Origin of the sequence: Peribacillus sp. NPDC096540 (genome assembly GCF_050278525.1) — a bacterium.
In the GTDB taxonomy this organism is placed as follows: Bacteria; Bacillota; Bacilli; order Bacillales; family DSM-1321; genus Peribacillus.
In genome coordinates this window covers 124,040-142,648 of record NZ_JBNNTG010000012.1, presented here as the reverse complement: position 1 = coordinate 142,648, position 18,609 = coordinate 124,040, and the positions used below count along the sequence as shown (strand labels likewise).

Here is an 18,609-nt window from a genome sequence, read left to right as displayed (position 1 = left end):
GCGGGAAAAGCGCGTCCAAGGGAGACCCCACAGGCGCAAAGGCGCCGAGGAGGCTCCCGGACCGCCCGCGGAAAGCGAGTGCCTGGAGTGGAAATTAACGTTCAAATTTTTAAAACCCTCAAAAAAACTGTAGACAAACTCGATTTTCATCGAGTTTGTCTACAGTCTGAAATGCCACCTAATTGGTGGCATTCCAGAAAAAGGTTTCGGAGTGTACGAGTTTTTCTTTAATTTTTCCACTTTAACAAAGCCAAGATATGATAGCTCGGACTAACACTCTGTAGATAACTACACGAAAGATCAATACGCTAAGAATGTTTATGTATTTCAACATATAGTCCGGAACGTTGTAGTAAAATTCCCAGTTAGCAGACGCGTATTCACTAACATCCCCATGAATGACCTGGGCATCCAGCCTACCGGGATGATTTGTGTATAATTATCTTCCAATTATATCCCCATTTTACCCCAATCCACATATTCACCCCTGTACTTTATCTTCAGTAGCAAACTTATAATGATAACAAGTATGATACAGCTCTTCTAATTCTTGTTTAGTCGGGACCCTCGGGTTATTAGCAGGGCTCCCGCTATCTATAGCGTCTCTTGCCATTTTACTGACTGAGAGATTAAATTCCTCCTCTTCTATTCCCCATCCTTCGAGATTAGGAATGTTCAACCTTTGGCAAAGTGCCTTAACAGATTCTACCGCAACCAAAGCTGCCCTTTCTATAGAAAGGTTTTTATATTCAGTTTTAAAAATTCTTCCCAAATCCGCCAACCGCTCCATACAGGCTTCCTTGCTGAATTCCAATACCGCTGGCAATAGCATGGCATTCGAGTATCCATGAGGTACATGAAACAAAGCTCCAATCGGTCTCGACATTCCATGAACCAAACAAACGGAAGAATTCGAAAATGCTATCCCTGCTTGAAGGGCTCCTAATGACATCTTTTCACGGGCGTCTATGTTATCCCCATTATCGTAAGCGTTTTCAATATTTTCTATAATCAATCCCATCGCAGACAAAGCCATTGTGTCTGTCATCGGGTGAGACCGTTTCGATAAATAGGCCTCAATCGCATGGCTTAATGCATCCACACCCGTCGCAGCTGTTATATGTGGTGGAGAAGAAACTGTCAGCAACGGATCGACAATGGCAACTAAAGGCATAAAATTCGACTGTTTAATCATCATCTTCACATCATCACCGGTGTTCGTAATAACAGTAGCATCCGTCGCTTCTGAACCAGTTCCAGCGGTTGTTGGAATAGCAATGTGCGGTATTGCTGCTTTGTCCGCTATTTTTCTTCCGCCCATATATTCTCCAATATATCCACCATTCGTGGCCAGGACGGCAATTGCTTTCCCAGTATCAATACAGCTTCCTCCACCAAGGGATATGATTAGATTACATGACTCCTTTTGAAAAAGTTCTAATGAGTCTTCCACATATTGGTCTGTTGGTTCTGAATCAACTCCAAGATAAACTGCACTCGCTACTCCGTTGTCATGAAGATACTGACAACATTGATTGACATAACCGAGTCGGCTCATTACCTTATCACTTATAATGAGTGCTTTCTTCCCGCGTAATGCCGCTTCCGCTCCCACTTTCTCAAAAGATTGACGGCCATATATAATAGTCTGTGGCATTCTGAAAAATTCAAATCCCTTCACTTGATAACCCCCCTTTTGTTTTCATACAAATATATAAAGCAAAAAATGTTCAAGTTTTATAATAAGCGTACATCAACAAATAGAAGATAATTTTTGCAGGTATTGCACTACAGATGCAGATAATATGTAGGTACATCACTACATATTATCTATTAACAAAGATTAGGCGTCATCCAATTTTTCACTTGAAGAAACTCTTCCGCTTGAAACTTTTTCACGTCTTTGTTAATCAACTCTTCAATAGACACAGTCAACCTCCTATTAATTATAATTTTCCCAATAATCAGATATACAAAAAGCATACTCTTTCTGGTTGATAGAGTAAATGATTTCAGGTAACAAATTTCCATATTCCAGGATATTCATGATTACTTCTCTTTCTTGGGAGCAAAGAAAAAAGCCCATAGATTTTCTCTATAGAATTCTTTCCTATTATTTAACTAGGCATGGCGGAGGTAAATAAACAAGTTTTTGAATATTCCATCCCATTATTCAATATACAAAAAAAACTCATTCAATATAAATGAGTTTGAAAGTAAAACGCAATATGGATGTTTAAGCTTCAGGTTGCCTGATTAACGCAGGAATTTAAATAGTTGAAATGCTACAAAGGACATGATGAGAGAATTAATTGTTCAATGTGCTTGACCCTCATCTATCTTTTAATATTCAATTATTCGCATGATCGAGTTAATAAGGACCTATGGATTCAGATGATATTACCTTTGAAAAAAAAATTTATAAATGGATTTCTTTTCTTATCTGTTATCCTTAACTCATTCATTATTATTTGGTCCTCATGATCAGCTATCCATTTCCTTAGTGCATCTTTATCCTGGCATTGAGTTAAATATGTCTGTCCACCTTTACCTGTAGCGTTAATAACATATCTATTAAACGTTTTCTCCATAATTGCCCGCCTTTTTTATATAATGTATTAAAATTTTAATATACGAATGCAATGAAACTTGAGTTTTTCTGTATCTAATTCCAAAAGAAAATACCATATATATATTAGAAACATAGATTCGCAATGACTTACGCTTCATGAAAAGATATATAAAATTTTCAAATTTATCGAACCTATCATAATGTCCCAACTAATTTTTGTCAATAAGTTTTTAATATGTAAATAAAACATAAATTATCTGTTTTTTTCTAGAAATATTTTTTTACAATTTAGGGGTTTACAACTAGTAAATGGTGGGAGTAGAATACGTTTATCAATTTAATACATTTCGGCCTAAACTCAAGTAAATTGAGTACGGAGGAACCAATCATTTGGGGTTAATTCTGCCTTGCAGAAAGGATGAGATCAGCTCTTTCGCCATCCTACCCGTCAGCTAACTTCGTCGGCTAAAGCGAAGGAGGTCATAAGACCGCCTATTTCAGGGGCTTTTTTGTTAGCTTTTTTGTGGCAAAATAGCAGCCAGATGTTTAAGTAGGTCTTTTTATTATGCATTAAAATATCTAAAGAGAATTTCCTAAGCTTGATAGGGATTAAGGATAATAAATACCTTTATCACACATATAAGGGCTTGTGCTGAATGGAGGCATGTACTGGAAAAGTAACTTGGTCCATTGGTTGTACGAATGGATTGCATATACAAGCGAAATACTAACCCTATCACTGGATAACGGTTACCCGTTGGAAACATCAGAGTGGTATATTACGTTTTGTTATTATAGTAGCTAACTAATTCATATTATGGGTAGGGATGATCAATTTGATAAAAGCAAAAAAATTGTTGGATCCGCCAAAAATCCTTGTACTCGGCTTTGCCATCCTGATACTTATTGGGGCCTATTTGCTGACCTTGCCGATTTCAACTGAAAATGGGAATGGTCTTGCTTTTCTGGATGCTTTATTCACCTCAACCTCCGCTACATGTGTAACAGGGCTTGTCGTAGTGGATACGGGAACGACTTTCACCACTTTTGGTGAGTTGGTCATCTTAACACTGATTCAGATAGGCGGCTTAGGATTCATGTCATTTGCTACGTTTTTCTTTTTCCTATTAGGCAAAAGGATTTCTTTAAAAGGCAGGTTACTTTTGCAGGAGTCCTTAAATAATCTATCCATGGCAGGTGTAGTCAAGTTAGTAAAACGGCTTTTAATTTTCACGGCCATCATTGAAGGCATGGGTGCCCTTATCTTATCGATTCGCTTTTCATTTGACATGCCAATCGGCAAAGCGATCTATTACGGGGTTTTTCATTCCATATCGAATTTCAATAATGCCGGATTTGATTTAATGGGAGAATTCAGGAGTTTGACCCCTTATGTATCGGATCCATTCGTAACCCTTACCGTCGTCTTCCTCATCACGTTTGGCGGAATAGGTTTTATCGTGATGAATGAACTATACGAATACCGTGATACCCATCGTTTGTCTGTGCATACGAAGGTTGTACTGATGGCTAGCTTAATCCTTACAATTGGAGGGGCCATTTTAATCTTTATATTTGAATTCGGAAATGCCAAAACATTGGAGCCTTTATCATTCATGGGGAAAACGTTGGCCTCTTTGTATCAATCGGTTTCTCCAAGGACAGCAGGTTCTAATACATTGAATATCCCTGATTTAACACAACCCACATTGCTGCTTATCATTTTCTTGATGTTTGTTGGGGCTTCACCTGGCTCGACTGGCGGCGGGATTAAAACCACCACATTAGCGACGCTGATTGGAACGGTTTGGTCACAGATTAAAGGAAAAAGTGATGTGGTATTGTTTCGTCACCGCATAGAGAGTGAAACTATATTTAAAGCATTAACCGTTAGCTTCATTGGGTTATTTATCGTTTCAACCATCACCATTCTGCTGACCATCACAGAAAGCGGAAGTGATTTCTTAACGATTTTATTTGAAGCCACTTCAGCATTCGCTACCGTGGGACTTTCAATGGGATTGACCCCCGAATTATCCCCTATTGGTCGGATGCTCATCATATTCACGATGTTTGCGGGCCGGGTGGGACCTTTGACTTTTGCTTTTGCTATTGCAATGAGACGTAAACCAGATCCATTCCGCCGTCCAAAAGGCAAAGTCATGATTGGTTAATCATTAATGAGGGAGTGTAAAAGATGGGAAAACGACAATATGCCGTTATCGGTTTAGGAAGATTCGGAACGAGTGTAGCTCATAGATTATATTCAGCCGGACAAGAAGTCTTGGGTATTGATGTAAACGAGGAAAGAGTCGAGAATGCAGAATTAAGTGTAACTCATGCAGTTATGGCTGATACTACCGAAGAAGAGGCACTAAAATCCATTGGAATCCGTAATTTTGATTGTGTCATCGTAGCCATCGGAAATGATATGCAGTCAAGCATTTTAACTACATTGCTTTTAAAGGAACTAGGAGTGAAAAAGGTAATAGCAAAAGCTCTAAATAAACATCACGGTCAAGTGCTCGCTAAAGTTGGTGCTGACTGGGTTATCTACCCTGAAAGAGATATGGGTGAACGGGTCGCTAATCAACTCCTATCACCCAACATGCTGAACTATATAGAACTCTCAAAAGAATACAATATCGAGGAAATCATTATACCCATAAGCATGACAGGAAAAAGTCTCAGAGATCTTGATCTACGTGCGAAATATAATATCAGTGTTATTGCCATCGTAAGTAATGGAGAAATTATCATAGCTCCATCACCTGATCAGAATATCCTTGAAAAAGATTTGCTTTTAGTGGTTGGTAATAAAGAAGATCTAGCCGTGTTTGCAAATATTGAATAACCTAGGTCCCTAATCAAGGAGCCGGATACCCGCTCAACGGTTCCGGCTTTCACTATATGAGATGACCTAAAAAAGTTTGAGCTTATCCGCCAATTAAGAATGACTCATCGTACGACTCTGTGTCATATATATCAATCCCTATAAAATCTAAACAGTCAGCATCCGAAAAGAGAAACACTATTTTCGCAGCATATGAATGAGTAACTGACTGTTTTACTGATTTATCATTCAATCTGAAAGAGTAAATAATCTCATTATCAGCAGTAGTTACCTTTTTGAATATATGTACTGTATCAACAAGATGGCTTATTTTTATCGCAGTATCTCCTGCTAATTCAATTCCGATAATCGGAACGTGGTTACAAAAATCCAACATTATATCATTATTTTGTGGGAGTTCTTCCGTATTTGAAATTTTGTACTTAAATGGTTCAGCCAAATAGATATAGCCCATATCTGCTTCAGTATCATATGTCACTTGTTTATCCAATGGTCCACCGCCCTTAATCTGTATCAAGCTTATTTTTCTCTTCTGCTAACCCAAATTATATTCTGAAGAATCTAGTACTATATGGATTAAACTTTATACACAGTTGAAAAAGGATAGATACTTCTCGGCCCTAAGCTTCCTCGAATTATAGGGACAAGCTCACAAAAATTACTTTTTCATAAATAAAGCAGTCCACAAACCAGATACCCCAAAGACATCATTAGATTGCTTACATTCCTTCATTTTACGTATTTCTATTACTTCAAAATCTTGAAAAATCGTTCTTAGTTTTTCCTCAGTAAAACCTAACCCACCTCTAAGACTTCCTAATCTATATACTTCCCAATCTGAAATTTCTGCACCACCTAATATTCCACCTTGAACAAAACAAGTAATTGCATAGTAACCTTTAGGCTTTAACGCTTTTTTCACCATTTCTATATAATTCATTCTTCTATGTGGAGCAATATGATGAAAGCAACCTGAATCATAAACTGTGTCATATTTTCCTTCTTCAATATCTAAGTCAAAAATGTTTTTTTGAATAAAATTCACGTTCATATTCTTTTCTGTCGCCCGTTCTTTTCCCCATTCAAGAGCTTCTTTTGAAACGTCAACAGCATCAACTGAGCAGCCCTTTTGAGCAAAATAAATGGCATTCCTTCCAGGACCACATCCAAGTTCAAGAACCTCCCCTGAAGCAAGTAACTCTCTGTCAAAGTAATTAACTAAATTCTCGTCTGGTTTGTTTTCAAAAAAGGGAATCCCCTTTTCACGATCTTCATAAAAATCATTCCAGAATTTAGTTGGCTCACGCAATAAGGAGTCCAGCATTTCTAATAAATCTTCATAGTTATAAATAGTTTCAGACAAAATATCCCCTCTTTCCAAATAAATACTTTAGTAACAGAGTAACAGTAGTTTTTTGAGGGGGAAGAGCTTTAGTAGTACAACCTTAGTTGATTTGACAGCTCTTCTCCCTTTTCTTGAACTCCAAGACGGTTCTGTAAATGAATGGGTAGAATACAAGTTGTTTTTTCTAAGTATTCAGCGATAATGTTTTCTTGGTTTGTATAACCTGAAATTTCTTCCCCTATCATTGCTAAGTCAAAGGATGAATGATTATATATGTTTTCTGCTAATTTTATAAATATCTCATCAACTTTATTTAACCAGGGGTTAAGTTCTTTTGTAAGCGGATATTTATAAGGATAGATCTGCTCCAATATTGCTTGTGGAATTGATATATCTAACCAATCAGATTCGCCATCGATTCTGATGATAGTAATTACACAAGGCAAAGTAGTATTTTCATCAGAAATTAATAGTGTTCCATAAAAATGATTCACACTGTCATCTTCTATTTTTATTGGTAAAGAAATTGAATGCGTTTGAAAGTCCTGCTGTTTTTTCCAAATTCCGTTGAAGAATTTGCTTTTCTGCAACGAAACAAGAGCATCATTCAATCTCTTATTAACTCCAACTGGGTGAAACTCAATTGATAGTTCATAGAAACCGCCAATCCAATTATCAGGGTCAATAAATTCACTATAATTCATATATTCTCAACTCCATTTTATGAACTCTTTAAGAGTTTCACTGTGGTGCAATTGGATTTTTGGCACGTCATCTGCATTTACGAATTATTATCTTTCTATACATTCCATTCATCATAATCGATTGATCTTCTACGATTTTTAGATTTTTATCATGTCTACGAAACAAATCTTCAAACCGCAAGCCAATATCTGTACCTAAAACTCTAATAAAAGGTCTAAGAAGCTTCTTTGATAATGATAGCTGTTTATTTTTAGAGATAAACTTATCGAATATAATTATTTTCCCATCTTGTTTTAAAACCCTATTCATTTCTTGAAAACATTTATTTGCATCAGGCACTACTGAAAGGACCAAACTTCCAACTATATAATCAAACGACTCATTGTTGAAATCCATATTTTGTGCATCCATCTCTAAAAACGTGATAGAGGTATTTTCATATTTCTCCATTGCTTTTTTAAGCATATCAGTTGAAAGATCTATTGCCGTTATCTCTAAGTCAAAGTGCTTGATTAACTCTAAGTCGGCCCCCGTTCCTACGCCCACAAACAGAACCCTTTCTCGGTTATTAAACGGTATCTCTTCAAATATTCTTCTTCTGGCATTTAAAAAAAGATATGAATTGAAAATATTGTCATAAATTGGAGACCAAATCTTATATATCACTTTATTCCAAGAATTATTCAAATTCACCCCTCCCAGATATCTCTTAACACTACTTCTATAAATCATAATAAATTCCTTCCAAGTATGGATCTATATAGGACCATAGATATCATGAAAGTTACAAATTTTCCTTATTCTATCAACTGTTTCTCTCGACTTTGGGATTTTCCTTAACATACATATGATCTAAAATCCTTGATGCTACCCCTATGATTAATATTACCTTGACTGTCATAGTAATATGCTATAAGGTATACCAAAGGAGGTGAGGATTTGGTTCAACGAAAACTATCCTCTGACCTGCTTCGCGGACATGTTGATACGATGATTTTAAAACTCCTGCAAAGTGGCGATAAATATGGTTATGAAATTAGTAAATTGATATACGTGAGTTCAAATGAGCAATACGAAATAAAGGAAGCAACGATGTATTCCAGCTTAAAACGTCTTGAAAAAGACGGATGCATCATCTCCTATTGGGGAGATGCTACACAAGGCGGCAGAAGAAAATATTATAAAATCACCCCAATCGGAGAAGACATATATACGCAAAACAAAAATAACTGGGAGCAGGCCAAGCAAATACTTGAGCGCCTCTTGTAGGAAGGAAGATAAAATGTGATTGAAAAACTAAATGCACATGTTCACAGCATTTTTGCTCCGTATCAAAATGCCAAAACAACAAAGGAACTGGAAGAAGAACTGCTGCAAAACTTAATAGAGAAATATAATGACTATAAACAAAAAGGTTCTAGTGAGCAGGAGGCTTATAGATTGACGGTGGATTCAATTGGAGAAGTGTCAGAGCTCCTAGAAGCATTTAATCTCCAATACAGTGAGCTTGAGCAGGCGATAAACATGGACTATTCTAGACAACGCTTATTGGATTCCGACTTCCGCTCGGTTTCGGTGCATGATGGAAAATTTAATTCCTGCGATTTAACCCGTTCTGATTTCAGCCATTCCGACCTGACGAACAGCACATTTAAAAGCAGTAACTTAAATAATTGTATCTTTGAAAACGTCAATTTAACGAGTACCCTATTTAAAAGTTCAAACTTAAAGGGAGTCACTTTTAAAAATAGTATCTATAACAAAACTCACTTTAAAGGCTGTAATTTAGCTGGTCTCGTCTTTGATGGGGAAACATTTAACCAAACCATTTTTGAGGGCTCAACATTGAAGAAAGCATCATTTCGCGACGCAACACTCAAGAATGTTCAATTTCGAACGTCTGATTTAAAGAAAATCGACTTTGAGGGTGCTTCAATGGATAAACTTACTTACAACTTTTTAATTGGAGCTAAGGTTGATCTTAGCAAAGTAACAATACTTTAAAGGAGGGATTTTTTATGAGTTTACCAATCGCCATTGTAGTATCTACCTCAATCATATGTGTGACTGTATTCATAACTGCTGTGACATTAAAAGGGATGAGCATGGGAGACTAATTCAGCAGCAACTTTTTATCAAAATCCCCGTGCTAAGACTGAAAAAGTGTAAAACTCTTCTTCTTTCCTTAAGTAGAATAGCTTTACATAAGATTTCATCTTAATGGAATGTCTTAGCTTGGGTTTTTATGTGTATTTCACATTTCCCCTTTAATTTAAGAAACAGAACGTTCCCCTTTATTCGAGTTATCAATAAACTTAAAGAATGGAAGTAATATTCCTAATAAAGATACAGTGCAGATAATGCTTCCTATTAAAAAGTACAATGGACGTATCCCCCAGATATCACTCAAAAATGTACCTGTTATTACTCCTAATAGCATTGTACCTCTAATAATAAATAATCGAACCGAGGATATTTTCCCCATTAGATGATTAGGCACGCTTTGTTGAAAAATAGTTTTATTATGAATACTAAAAATAGCCATAGCTATTCCAGCAATAATTTCAGTCAAGAATGCAACAACTATACTATTGCTAATACCTAATGAGATATATGTTAGACCTCCGAAAATTAATGCTCCTAACATCAAAACCCTGCGACTCTTATGTTTTATTTTACTTACAAGCATGGAACCAATTACATACCCTAAAGGGAAACTAGCCATAAAATATCCGTACTCTGCATAACTACCAGATAACTCACTAGTGATATAGGGAAGAGTGATAACCATCGCCCACCCCAAATTGAAAAAATGCCAAAAAGACTCCTAACCAAACGATGAGGGGCTGTTTGAAAAAATAGGATAGACCCTCAATAAACTGGTTTAACCATGATTTGCGTATAGATAATGAGACTCTTGATTCTTGGATGAACAGCAGTATAAAACCACTTGTAATAAGCAATAAGCAAACAATTGGTAATGTGGTTTTAACACCTAAGTACTCTACAACGACTCCCCCTGCAATTGGTGCCAAGAACGTCATTAATCGAATCGTTCCATCTAAATAAGCATTTGCAGCGCTTAGCTGGTTCTCAGGAACAATTGTAGGCAAAATTGATTGATTAGCGGGTGAATATAAGGGCGTAATTAAACCTACTATGATTTGGACTGTGAAAATGTGCCACGCTTCAAGATTACCCGTTTTTAATGAAATAAGTGGGATAAGAAAAATTATACCTCTACTCCACTGTGAAAGTATCATCGTCCACTTACGGCTCCATCTATCAATAAAAGGACCAATAAATAATTGCAAAAGCAGGGATGGTACAAAATATAATATCCACATACTTCCCAAAGCCATAGTGGAACCTGTAGTTTGATAGATAAGAATTGAATTACAAAAGGCTCCAAAGGCAGCGCCTAATTCAGAGATCACACTACCGATCCATATGAAGAGAAATGATCGGTTCTTTAAAATATGCTGATTCATTTAACCGCTCACCTTCTGCATTTATTAGTAAAAATTAAAATCACAATTGGATTTAAATCTGGTTATATGATTCAACAAATACATCATCGCTTTCTGTACATATACCAAGGCTCACCATAATATTTTTATAACTACCCGCTGTACTTCAAACCTTTTCTGCAAAAAGTATTGATTGAATCCTTTTGGATGATCCTAAATAATTCCAAAAACCACATAACCATTTTTTAGATAAAATGCAGGTGCTTGAAAGCTGAAGGTATCCAAGTTAATCAACCCACAGCCTTTTATCCTTCGCAAAATTTTAAGTACTCCCCTATCATTTGTTACTCTCAATATAAAACTTTACCTTTTATTGGTATTTTCTCATTACCATTCCAACTTTTCACCATTTATTTTAAAAAATCTTGCTAAGTGTAAAATTAGGCAGGGCTGCATTGTAAGCCTGAGACATAAAAAGAGAACAACTCATTAAACAGAGTCGTTCTCTTATAGAAAACTATTTAGAAAAGCAAAGGGTAAAATAAATATAAAGGCTTTAGTTTTTCGATTTTGTATTTATACTAAAAGACTTTAAAATTTCCCCCTACTCAGTTCTTTTATCAATTATAACAGCTTTTCATTAATCCATTTTGTAGATAGATATATCCTCTATCTATTTAACTTCTGCCTTATGCTTTTTGAGTATGTTTTCCAATTCTCTTAAAATGTCGTCTCTCAATTCAGGACGTTGTAAGGCAAATTCAATTGTAGTTTTTACAAAGCCATCTACAACTCCGACATCATGTCTTTTACCTTCAAAATCATAGGCGAATACTGTTTGGATTTCATTTAGCTTTTGAATGGCATCAGTTAACTGAATTTCACCACCAGCACCAGTTTCATGTTTTGCTAAAAAGTCAAATATTTCTGGGGTTAAAATATATCTCCCCATAATGGCTAAATTTGATGGAGCTGTTCCTTGTTTTGGTTTTTCAACAAAGTTATTAACTTCGTACCTTCTACCATCTTGAGTTATCGGGTCAATGATACCATACCTATGCGTTTCGCTTTCATTAACGGATTGTACTCCAATAATAGACGAACCTGTTGCATCGTATTCATTTATTAATTGACGCAATGAAGGGACCTCGCTTTGAACGATATCATCACCTAAAAGTACGGCAAATGGTTCATCTCCAATAAAATTACGAGCACACCAGATAGCATGTCCAAGGCCTCTCGGCTCTTTCTGCCTAATGTAATGGATATTGGCTAAATTAGATGGATATTGTACTTTCTCCAATAAATCAAATTTTCCATGATCCCTCAAATTATTCTCTAGCTCATAGGCATTATCAAAGTGATCTTCTATCGCACGTTTATTCTTTCCTGTGACAATAATAATATCTTCAATTCCGGATTTTACAGCTTCTTCTATAATATATTGAATAGTTGGTTTATCCACTATCGGAAGCATTTCTTTTGGCATTGCCTTTGTAGCAGGTAAAAACCTTGTCCCCAATCCCGCTGCAGGTATAATTGCTTTTTGTACTCTTTTCATTTATTTGTAACTCCTTCATATTACCTTTGTAAAAAACTACTAAAATTTCCCGTCTCTCATTTATAGTAACATAGACTGGTTTTTTGTAAATAAGTTAGGCTAAAAAATCCAATTAATTTGTAATCAGATACATAAATGTAATTTTCAGCTAATTATCACATCCTAATTTCTTAGGTACTTAAAAACCCATTAAAGCTCCCATAATTGGCAAATTAACGCATGCTAAATTTCTTGAAGTTCATAATGCTTTTAACACTAATCCTATTCGTTGGTCTCTAAAACAAATACAAAAACGGAGAGACTGAAAATCCCTCCGTTTTTGGACTATATTTTAATTAAGCCATTAATTTTTTCTATTTAAATATTTCTAGGTTTACACTTATTAATGTTTCGAATTATTCAGCTTCCGAAACAACTGTAAAGCGTTCATTTATGTGCTGAGGGCTTTCAATTTCATCTAATACTGCAATAGCAAAGTCTGCGTAGCTTACATAACTTTCACCTTTTGAGTTTACAAGGATGTTATCTTTCCCTAATTTATACCCACCTGTTCTTTTGCCTTCTGGATCAAAGAATGCAGAAGGACTGATAAACGTCCATTGAATTCCACTAGCATTTTGTAAATCCTCAAGGTTTTTAGATTGATTAGATGCTGTTGCAAAGTATTCTTTGGGAAAATCTGGTGTATCTAGTACGCGAGTTGTTTTCGCTTCGTCGACAAACAGACTTCCTGCACCACCAACAACAAACAATTTAGTATTTGGTGCATCTTTCATAGCTTCAATTAAGACTTTACCAGCTTCCACATGTAGATGTTCATGCCCTGGAGCAGCACCAAACGCATTTACGACCACATCAAATTCTTTAACATCATCTGCCTTCAAAGCAAATAGGTCTTTTTCTAAAACTGCAGTTCCTTGGTTTTGTACTTTCGTTGCATCTCTGACAATAGCCGTAACCTCCTGGCCTCTAGCTATAGCTTCTTTATAAATCAGACTTCCAGCTTTTCCACTTGCACCAATAATAGCTATTTTCATTTTAAAACTCCTCCTATAATCGTCTCTTTAATTGAGTTGTAACTAATTTGTTTACATGTAATAATATAAGTTACAGGTTGGTGTTTTGTCAATTTATTTTATCCAAACTTTTAGTTTACTAATAACTTTTGTGAGCAATACTAACTTGTAACTACGCGAATTACATGTTAAGTAATTTATACTTTTTAAAAATGGAGATTTTAAAGGAGCGAAATAAATGTCTATCAGTACCCGCTTTTCAGTAGGAATCCATATACTATCTCTTTTAGAAGTAAATAAAGAGGGAGTTAATACATCTGAATTTATCGCAAAAAGTGTAAACACCAATCCTGCTTTAATAAGAAAAATTACTGGCATGCTAAAGAATGCAGGTTTAGTATACGCTCGTTCAGGTATTCCTGGAGCCACTTTGGCTAAGGAATTATCCGATATTACATTACTCGATGTGTATCAGGCTGTTAATGTGGTGCAGGATAAAGAATTATTTGGGATTCATGAAAAGCCAAATCCAGCATGTACCGTTGGAAGAAATATACAAGATACAATTGAACCCATCTTTTCAGTTGCAGAATTAGCCCTAAAAAAGGCATTAGGAGTAGTAACTATTGAAGATGTTGTAAAAGATATATTAGAAAAAGACAAATTTAATAATACGTAATTTATATAGAGGATTCTGGGTAAGTACGAAATGGTGCAAATTAAATAAAAGCACCATTCATTGTGGAGGTATATTGAAACCATTCCACAACGAATGATGCCTTTATCAAAGGGTGTATTAGATTAAAGATTACTTACTCAATCATTACTGTGCTTACTCATAAGTATTCCCATACATACAGTAATAAATGAAAAAGCAGTAAAAGCTAAAAACGGAATCGTGATAAATCCAAGCCAGTTAATATATTCTCCTGAACAAGGAACACCACTTTGACACATTTCGAACTGTTGAAGAGCAGGGATTTTTTGCAAGCTATAATGATATCCTGAAACCAACATACCTAAAATCGACAAAGGGAGAATATAACGATAAATTTTAAGTTCCTGGTCATAAAAAGCACGGCCTAATAAAAGAACCAATGGATACATCAAGATTCTTTGATACCAACAAAACGTACATGGTACATAATGAAGAACCTCACTAAAATAAAGACTTCCAGATGTGGCAATGATAGATATTATCCAGGAAAATAACAGTGGCTTATTCATGAACTATTTCTCCTTCGCAGCTTCATCTACCATTTTCACTAAATCCTCAAGTGTATTTCCTTCAAACTTCTTCCCATTAACGAATAAGGAAGGTGTTCCAGATACTCCTAACTCGGCAGCAGTCTCCATATCTTTGTTCCATAAGTCCTCAGAACCGTCTGCCTTAAAAGATGTAACAACCTTTTTGACATCACTATCGTTTACGATTTCTTTCAAAGTTTCTTCTAAAAACTTGTCCGTAAACACATCTTCTTTTTCATATTTCTGATCATCTGGCTGTTTACTGTATAACAGCTCATGAAATTTCCAGAAGGTATCATTCCCTAATTCCTTATAAACTGTCTCCGCGAATTTAGCGGATCGTATTGAGTCTACGTTAATAAACGAATAATTCATGAAATAAAATTGTGCTTTCCCGTTGTCAATCAATTCACTTTGAATAGAGGGAAAGAAATTCTCCTCAAATGATTTACAGACTGGACATTTATAATCACCAAATTCAACAATTTGAACAGGAGCCTTTTTATCTCCTAAATAGGGTTGTTCTTTATAATCAATTTCAAATGCTACATCTTTTTCTTTTCCATTTGCTAAAAATATAAAACCGATAATAATAACAGCAATTAACCCTATGATCCAAAATGTGAATGTAGACGATTGTTTTTGTTTATTGTTTTTTTTGTTATTAGCCATCTTATACCTCCATACTTATTTATTTGGGCAGAAACACTTAGTGGAGGTTCGGTTTTCAAACTCCATTTTGCTTCTCCATTTATTGATACTTACTACAGTCACGAAATAATCAGCTCCGAAACCACAAAAAATCTTTCATGGATATACAATTTCATCTAATGCGGCACTAGCAAAATTAGCACCTAAAATGCCAATCCCCTCCTTCTACTTTTCCGCCCTGTAACTAATTTATTTACATGTAATAATATAAGTTTCAGGATAGTGTTTTGTCAATTACACGTACCTTTTATTTTGGCCCTTTATATACCTTCCATTTTAATATACTTTGTGAAAACTTGGTTACCTCGCTAATTTTTTTAACTTGTAACTACTTGTATTACATGTTAAATAATTTATACTATTTAAGTATAGAGATTTTAAAGGAGAGAAAAAGATGTCTATCAGTACCCGTTTTTCAGTTGGAATCCATATATTATCTCTTTTAGAAGTAAATAAAGAGGGAGTTAACACATCTGAATTTATCGCAAAAAGTGTAAACACCAATCCTGCTTTAATAAGAAAAATCACTGGCATGCTAAGAAATGCAGGTTTAGTAAATGTTCGGCCAGGTATCGCTGGATCGACTTTGGCTAAGGAATTATCCGATATTACATTACTCGATGTTTATCAGGCTGTTAACGTGGTGCAGGATAAAGAGTTATTTGGAATCCACGATAACCCAAATCCAGCATGTCCCGTTGGGAGAAATATTCAAGATGCAATAGAACCCATCTTTTCAGTTGCAGAACTAGCTTTAGAAAAGGCATTAGGCGTAGTAACTATTGAAGATATTGTAAAGGATATTTTAAAAAAAGAAGAGTTAGGTAAACGGCCATTCTAAGGAAGATCAGCTTATCCATTAGTGATATATGTTTATTTTTGTCGAAAAATTGATATAAAGACAATTCCGAAGATAAATTACCCTGTTTCGTAGATATATTCCTTAATTCGAAGATAATATGCTTGTTTCGTAGATATATCGCTATCTTCTCAGATATATCCTCTGATAAGGAGCAAAGTAGTTTGCAAAAAATAGCTTAAAGTAAAAACACATGAGATATTCTCATGTGTTTTTAACTTTTTTATTTATATTTAGGAATTTCAACCGTCAAATTATATGAATCTAACAAACTATACAAATTATAAATCTGTTTCACTTGTTTTGTAGCCCAACCAATATCAGTCGCGTACTGGTGTGAAGCATATCCATATTTCTCTGAGGCTGTGGGATTCCATCTCATTTTGTATAGCGTATCCTGTCCAGCAGAGATATATCCTTTGGCGATAAATTCAGCACCGCCAATGATGGCCGCTTCTGGAGTGAACCAGCCTGCATTATAAGCATATTGTGCACCACTGCTTACCGCTGATCCGTCATATGCTCCTACTCCATACATATTATAGACCGTTCTTCCGTTCACCTTGACACCTGTCGCTAACGGTGAAGTCCCGTTCCCTGTCTCCAATAAAGCGTGTGAAATAAGATAAATCTCATTTACCCCATATTTTTCGCCTGCCGAAGTGAAGGTTGCAGCATGGCCAGATAAGATACCTTTACCTGAAAGGATTCTATCATTCACTTCAGAAGCATTCATGTTGGTGACTTGAGAGAGCTTAACGAATTGGAACGAATGGACTGGATCATTCACAAAATTATCAGGGTTGATATTATATTTTATATCTTCTGGACTAGCATTTACCCATGTCTTGTTATAATTCACTTCATACCAATAGTACCCGTCAGAGCCCTTTACTTTTGATTTAATATCCAATGATTGATTATTGCTGACAGCGCCCACTACCCAATAATTAGATCCTGCTCCGCCCCTTACACGCCAATTGGTTCCTTTTACTGTGCCTTTTGTTGAATTGATTAAAGTTAAGCCATCCTCACGTATGTAGGTTTTATACTTTTTATCCGTTTGACCATTTACAGCCATTTGAATTTCAACCATCTTGTCCATCGTAAGATTATACTCTTTATCAACCCTGATGATCGTTCCATTCGAATTCCCTGGACTTTCTGGTGCTTTGGCTGATAAATATTGCGAACTTACATATCCTGTCTTTCCATTCGCCGTAATTCTTGACCACCCATTAGACTCCGAATAAACCGTTACTGCCGTATTGTTTACAAGTTTAGCTATAATCGAAGCGGAAGTTGATGCTGAAGAGCGCATATTTAAATTAGAGCCATCATCCACTTTTACATATTTAACTAACGTGGTTTTATCATCGTCTGGATCCGGATCCGTGCTTTCCAGGATAGCACCAGGCTTCGTTGTTGTCAGATATTGCGTACTGACGTACCCTTCTCCACCATAAGCTTTGATTTTTGACCAGCCATTCGATTCCGATATGACTTCTACCTCTACACCTTTTGCCAATTTCACAATGATGGAAGCGTCTTCTGACGGTTTATTCCGCATATTGAGCGTCCCAGAACTTACATTTACATATTTCGTCGTCGTTTTTTCAAGTATGGATTCCGTTCCTGGCTTCGTTGTCGATAAATATTTGGTACTGACATACCCGTCTTTTCCATCGGCTTTGATTTTTGCCCAACCGTTGGATTCTGAATACACCGTTACCTGCGTGCCTCTTGATAGCTTCGCGACTATGCTGGCAGTTTCTGTCCCACTTTTTCGCATATTGAGCGTCCCGGAACTTACATTTACATATTTAATCGTCGTTTTTTCAGGTGTGGATGGTGTGGATTCCGTTCCTGGCTTCGTTGTCGATAAATATTTGGTACTGACATACCCGTCTTTTCCATCGGCTTTGATTTTTGCCCAACCGTTGGATTCTGAATACACCGTTACCTGCGTGCCTCTTGATAACTTCGCGACTATGCTGGCAGTTTCTGTCCCACTTTTTCGCATATTGAGCGTCCCTGAACTTACATTTACATATTTCGTCGTCGTTTTTTCAGGTATGGATGGTGTGGATCCCGTTCCTGGCTTCGTTGTCGATAAATATTTGGTACTGACATATCCTTCTTTTCCATTAGCTTTGATCTTCGCCCAACCTTTGGATTCCGAATACACCGTTACCTGCGTGCCTTTTGATAGCTTCGCGACTATGCTGGCAGTTTCCGTTCCACTTTTTCGCATATTGAGCGTCCCTG

General features: G+C 36.1%; 17 protein-coding genes, 2 pseudogenes and 1 riboswitch. Of the genes and pseudogenes, 6 read left to right on the top strand and 13 right to left on the bottom strand.

The features are described 5' to 3' along the window. Positions 1–481: 481 nt before the first annotated feature. A complete protein-coding gene (locus ACQKMR_RS13140) occupies positions 482–1,657 on the bottom strand; it encodes an iron-containing alcohol dehydrogenase (RefSeq protein WP_427697688.1) in 1,176 nt (391 codons plus the stop codon). A 733-nt stretch (positions 1,658–2,390) separates the two neighbouring features. Continuing rightward, a complete protein-coding gene (locus ACQKMR_RS13135; RefSeq protein ID WP_427697681.1) occupies positions 2,391–2,591 on the bottom strand; it encodes a hypothetical protein in 201 nt (66 codons plus the stop codon). Between the two features lie 320 nt (positions 2,592–2,911). Beyond that, positions 2,912–3,054: riboswitch (cyclic di-AMP (ydaO/yuaA leader) on the top strand. A gap of 354 nt (positions 3,055–3,408) precedes the next feature. On the opposite strand from ACQKMR_RS13135, the gene ACQKMR_RS13130 reads away from it, so the two are divergent. Beyond that, complete coding sequence (locus ACQKMR_RS13130; RefSeq protein ID WP_427697680.1) at positions 3,409–4,746, top strand: TrkH family potassium uptake protein; 1,338 nt, start codon at positions 3,409–3,411, stop codon at positions 4,744–4,746. 23 nt (positions 4,747–4,769) lie between these two features. Then, positions 4,770–5,426, top strand: a complete 657-nt coding sequence (locus tag ACQKMR_RS13125; protein ID WP_427697679.1) for a potassium channel family protein — start codon at positions 4,770–4,772, stop codon at positions 5,424–5,426. 82 nt (positions 5,427–5,508) lie between these two features. Here the strand turns inward: ACQKMR_RS13125 and ACQKMR_RS13120 are convergent, their stop codons facing one another. The 4 genes from ACQKMR_RS13120 to ACQKMR_RS13105 form a co-directional block, all read right to left on the bottom strand. Next, on the bottom strand, positions 5,509–5,943 hold the full coding sequence (locus ACQKMR_RS13120) for a DUF2283 domain-containing protein (protein WP_427697678.1): 435 nt from the start codon (positions 5,941–5,943) through the stop codon (positions 5,509–5,511). 141 nt (positions 5,944–6,084) lie between these two features. Then, positions 6,085–6,789: a class I SAM-dependent methyltransferase gene (locus ACQKMR_RS13115; protein WP_427697677.1), complete on the bottom strand. Its 705-nt coding sequence runs from the start codon at positions 6,787–6,789 to the stop codon at positions 6,085–6,087. A 68-nt stretch (positions 6,790–6,857) separates the two neighbouring features. Continuing rightward, entirely contained in the window at positions 6,858–7,475 is a 618-nt protein-coding gene (locus ACQKMR_RS13110) for a hypothetical protein (protein ID WP_427697676.1), read from the bottom strand. Positions 7,476–7,542: 67 nt separating this feature from the next. Then, positions 7,543–8,163 (bottom strand): class I SAM-dependent methyltransferase, encoded by a 621-nt coding sequence (locus ACQKMR_RS13105; protein WP_427697675.1) that lies wholly within the window; start codon positions 8,161–8,163, stop codon positions 7,543–7,545. A 252-nt stretch (positions 8,164–8,415) separates the two neighbouring features. Between ACQKMR_RS13105 and ACQKMR_RS13100 the strand changes: the two genes are divergently transcribed. Then, positions 8,416–8,745, top strand: a complete 330-nt coding sequence (locus ACQKMR_RS13100; RefSeq protein ID WP_427697674.1) for a PadR family transcriptional regulator — start codon at positions 8,416–8,418, stop codon at positions 8,743–8,745. 15 nt (positions 8,746–8,760) lie between these two features. Next, a complete protein-coding gene (locus tag ACQKMR_RS13095; RefSeq protein WP_427697673.1) occupies positions 8,761–9,480 on the top strand; it encodes a pentapeptide repeat-containing protein in 720 nt (239 codons plus the stop codon). A 268-nt stretch (positions 9,481–9,748) separates the two neighbouring features. Here ACQKMR_RS13095 and ACQKMR_RS13090 read toward each other — a convergent pair. The 4 genes and pseudogenes from ACQKMR_RS13090 to ACQKMR_RS13075 form a co-directional block, all read right to left on the bottom strand. Beyond that, positions 9,749–10,967 (bottom strand): annotated as a pseudogene (locus ACQKMR_RS13090) (MFS transporter). A gap of 192 nt (positions 10,968–11,159) precedes the next feature. After that, positions 11,160–11,252 (bottom strand): annotated as a pseudogene (locus ACQKMR_RS13085) (GNAT family N-acetyltransferase); the annotation flags it as partial. 367 nt (positions 11,253–11,619) lie between these two features. Next, positions 11,620–12,507 carry a UTP--glucose-1-phosphate uridylyltransferase GalU gene (galU, locus tag ACQKMR_RS13080; protein WP_427697672.1) on the bottom strand — a complete coding sequence of 296 codons (888 nt, stop codon included), beginning with the start codon at positions 12,505–12,507 and terminating at the stop codon, positions 11,620–11,622. Positions 12,508–12,902: 395 nt separating this feature from the next. Next, the gene (locus tag ACQKMR_RS13075) at positions 12,903–13,544 is read right to left on the bottom strand and encodes an NAD(P)-dependent oxidoreductase (RefSeq protein WP_427697671.1); all 642 of its coding nucleotides are present in this window, start codon (positions 13,542–13,544) and stop codon (positions 12,903–12,905) included. Between the two features lie 217 nt (positions 13,545–13,761). On the opposite strand from ACQKMR_RS13075, the gene ACQKMR_RS13070 reads away from it, so the two are divergent. Further along, positions 13,762–14,202, top strand: coding sequence for an Rrf2 family transcriptional regulator (locus ACQKMR_RS13070; RefSeq protein ID WP_427697670.1), 441 nt, complete (start codon positions 13,762–13,764; stop codon positions 14,200–14,202). Between the two features lie 137 nt (positions 14,203–14,339). Here the strand turns inward: ACQKMR_RS13070 and ACQKMR_RS13065 are convergent, their stop codons facing one another. Together ACQKMR_RS13065 and ACQKMR_RS13060 are read right to left on the bottom strand one after the other, a co-directional pair. Continuing rightward, complete coding sequence (locus tag ACQKMR_RS13065; protein ID WP_427697669.1) at positions 14,340–14,750, bottom strand: disulfide oxidoreductase; 411 nt, start codon at positions 14,748–14,750, stop codon at positions 14,340–14,342. 3 nt (positions 14,751–14,753) lie between these two features. After that, positions 14,754–15,443 carry a DsbA family protein gene (locus tag ACQKMR_RS13060; RefSeq protein WP_427697668.1) on the bottom strand — a complete coding sequence of 230 codons (690 nt, stop codon included), beginning with the start codon at positions 15,441–15,443 and terminating at the stop codon, positions 14,754–14,756. 433 nt (positions 15,444–15,876) lie between these two features. Here ACQKMR_RS13060 and ACQKMR_RS13055 point away from each other — a divergent pair, with 433 nt between their 5' ends. Next, on the top strand, positions 15,877–16,323 hold the full coding sequence (locus tag ACQKMR_RS13055) for an Rrf2 family transcriptional regulator (protein WP_427697667.1): 447 nt from the start codon (positions 15,877–15,879) through the stop codon (positions 16,321–16,323). A 241-nt stretch (positions 16,324–16,564) separates the two neighbouring features. Here ACQKMR_RS13055 and ACQKMR_RS13050 read toward each other — a convergent pair. Then, positions 16,565–18,609, bottom strand: a 2,045-nt coding sequence (locus tag ACQKMR_RS13050; RefSeq protein ID WP_427697666.1) for an SH3 domain-containing protein, incomplete at its 5' end; no start/stop codon positions are given.

Excerpts from the sequence above, each read along its gene's own strand:
- ACQKMR_RS13140 (WP_427697688.1), bottom strand. The coding sequence starts at position 1,657 with ATGCCACAGACTATTATATATGGCCGTCAATCTTTTGAGAAAGTGGGA.
- ACQKMR_RS13135 (WP_427697681.1), bottom strand. The coding sequence starts at position 2,591 with ATGGAGAAAACGTTTAATAGATATGTTATTAACGCTACAGGTAAAGGT.
- ACQKMR_RS13125 (WP_427697679.1), top strand. The coding sequence starts at position 4,770 with ATGGGAAAACGACAATATGCCGTTATCGGTTTAGGAAGATTCGGAACG.
- ACQKMR_RS13110 (WP_427697676.1), bottom strand. The coding sequence starts at position 7,475 with ATGAATTATAGTGAATTTATTGACCCTGATAATTGGATTGGCGGTTTC.
- galU (WP_427697672.1), bottom strand. The coding sequence starts at position 12,507 with ATGAAAAGAGTACAAAAAGCAATTATACCTGCAGCGGGATTGGGGACA.
- ACQKMR_RS13075 (WP_427697671.1), bottom strand. The coding sequence starts at position 13,544 with ATGAAAATAGCTATTATTGGTGCAAGTGGAAAAGCTGGAAGTCTGATT.
- ACQKMR_RS13070 (WP_427697670.1), top strand. The coding sequence starts at position 13,762 with ATGTCTATCAGTACCCGCTTTTCAGTAGGAATCCATATACTATCTCTT.
- ACQKMR_RS13065 (WP_427697669.1), bottom strand. The coding sequence starts at position 14,750 with ATGAATAAGCCACTGTTATTTTCCTGGATAATATCTATCATTGCCACA.
- ACQKMR_RS13060 (WP_427697668.1), bottom strand. The coding sequence starts at position 15,443 with ATGGCTAATAACAAAAAAAACAATAAACAAAAACAATCGTCTACATTC.
- ACQKMR_RS13055 (WP_427697667.1), top strand. The coding sequence starts at position 15,877 with ATGTCTATCAGTACCCGTTTTTCAGTTGGAATCCATATATTATCTCTT.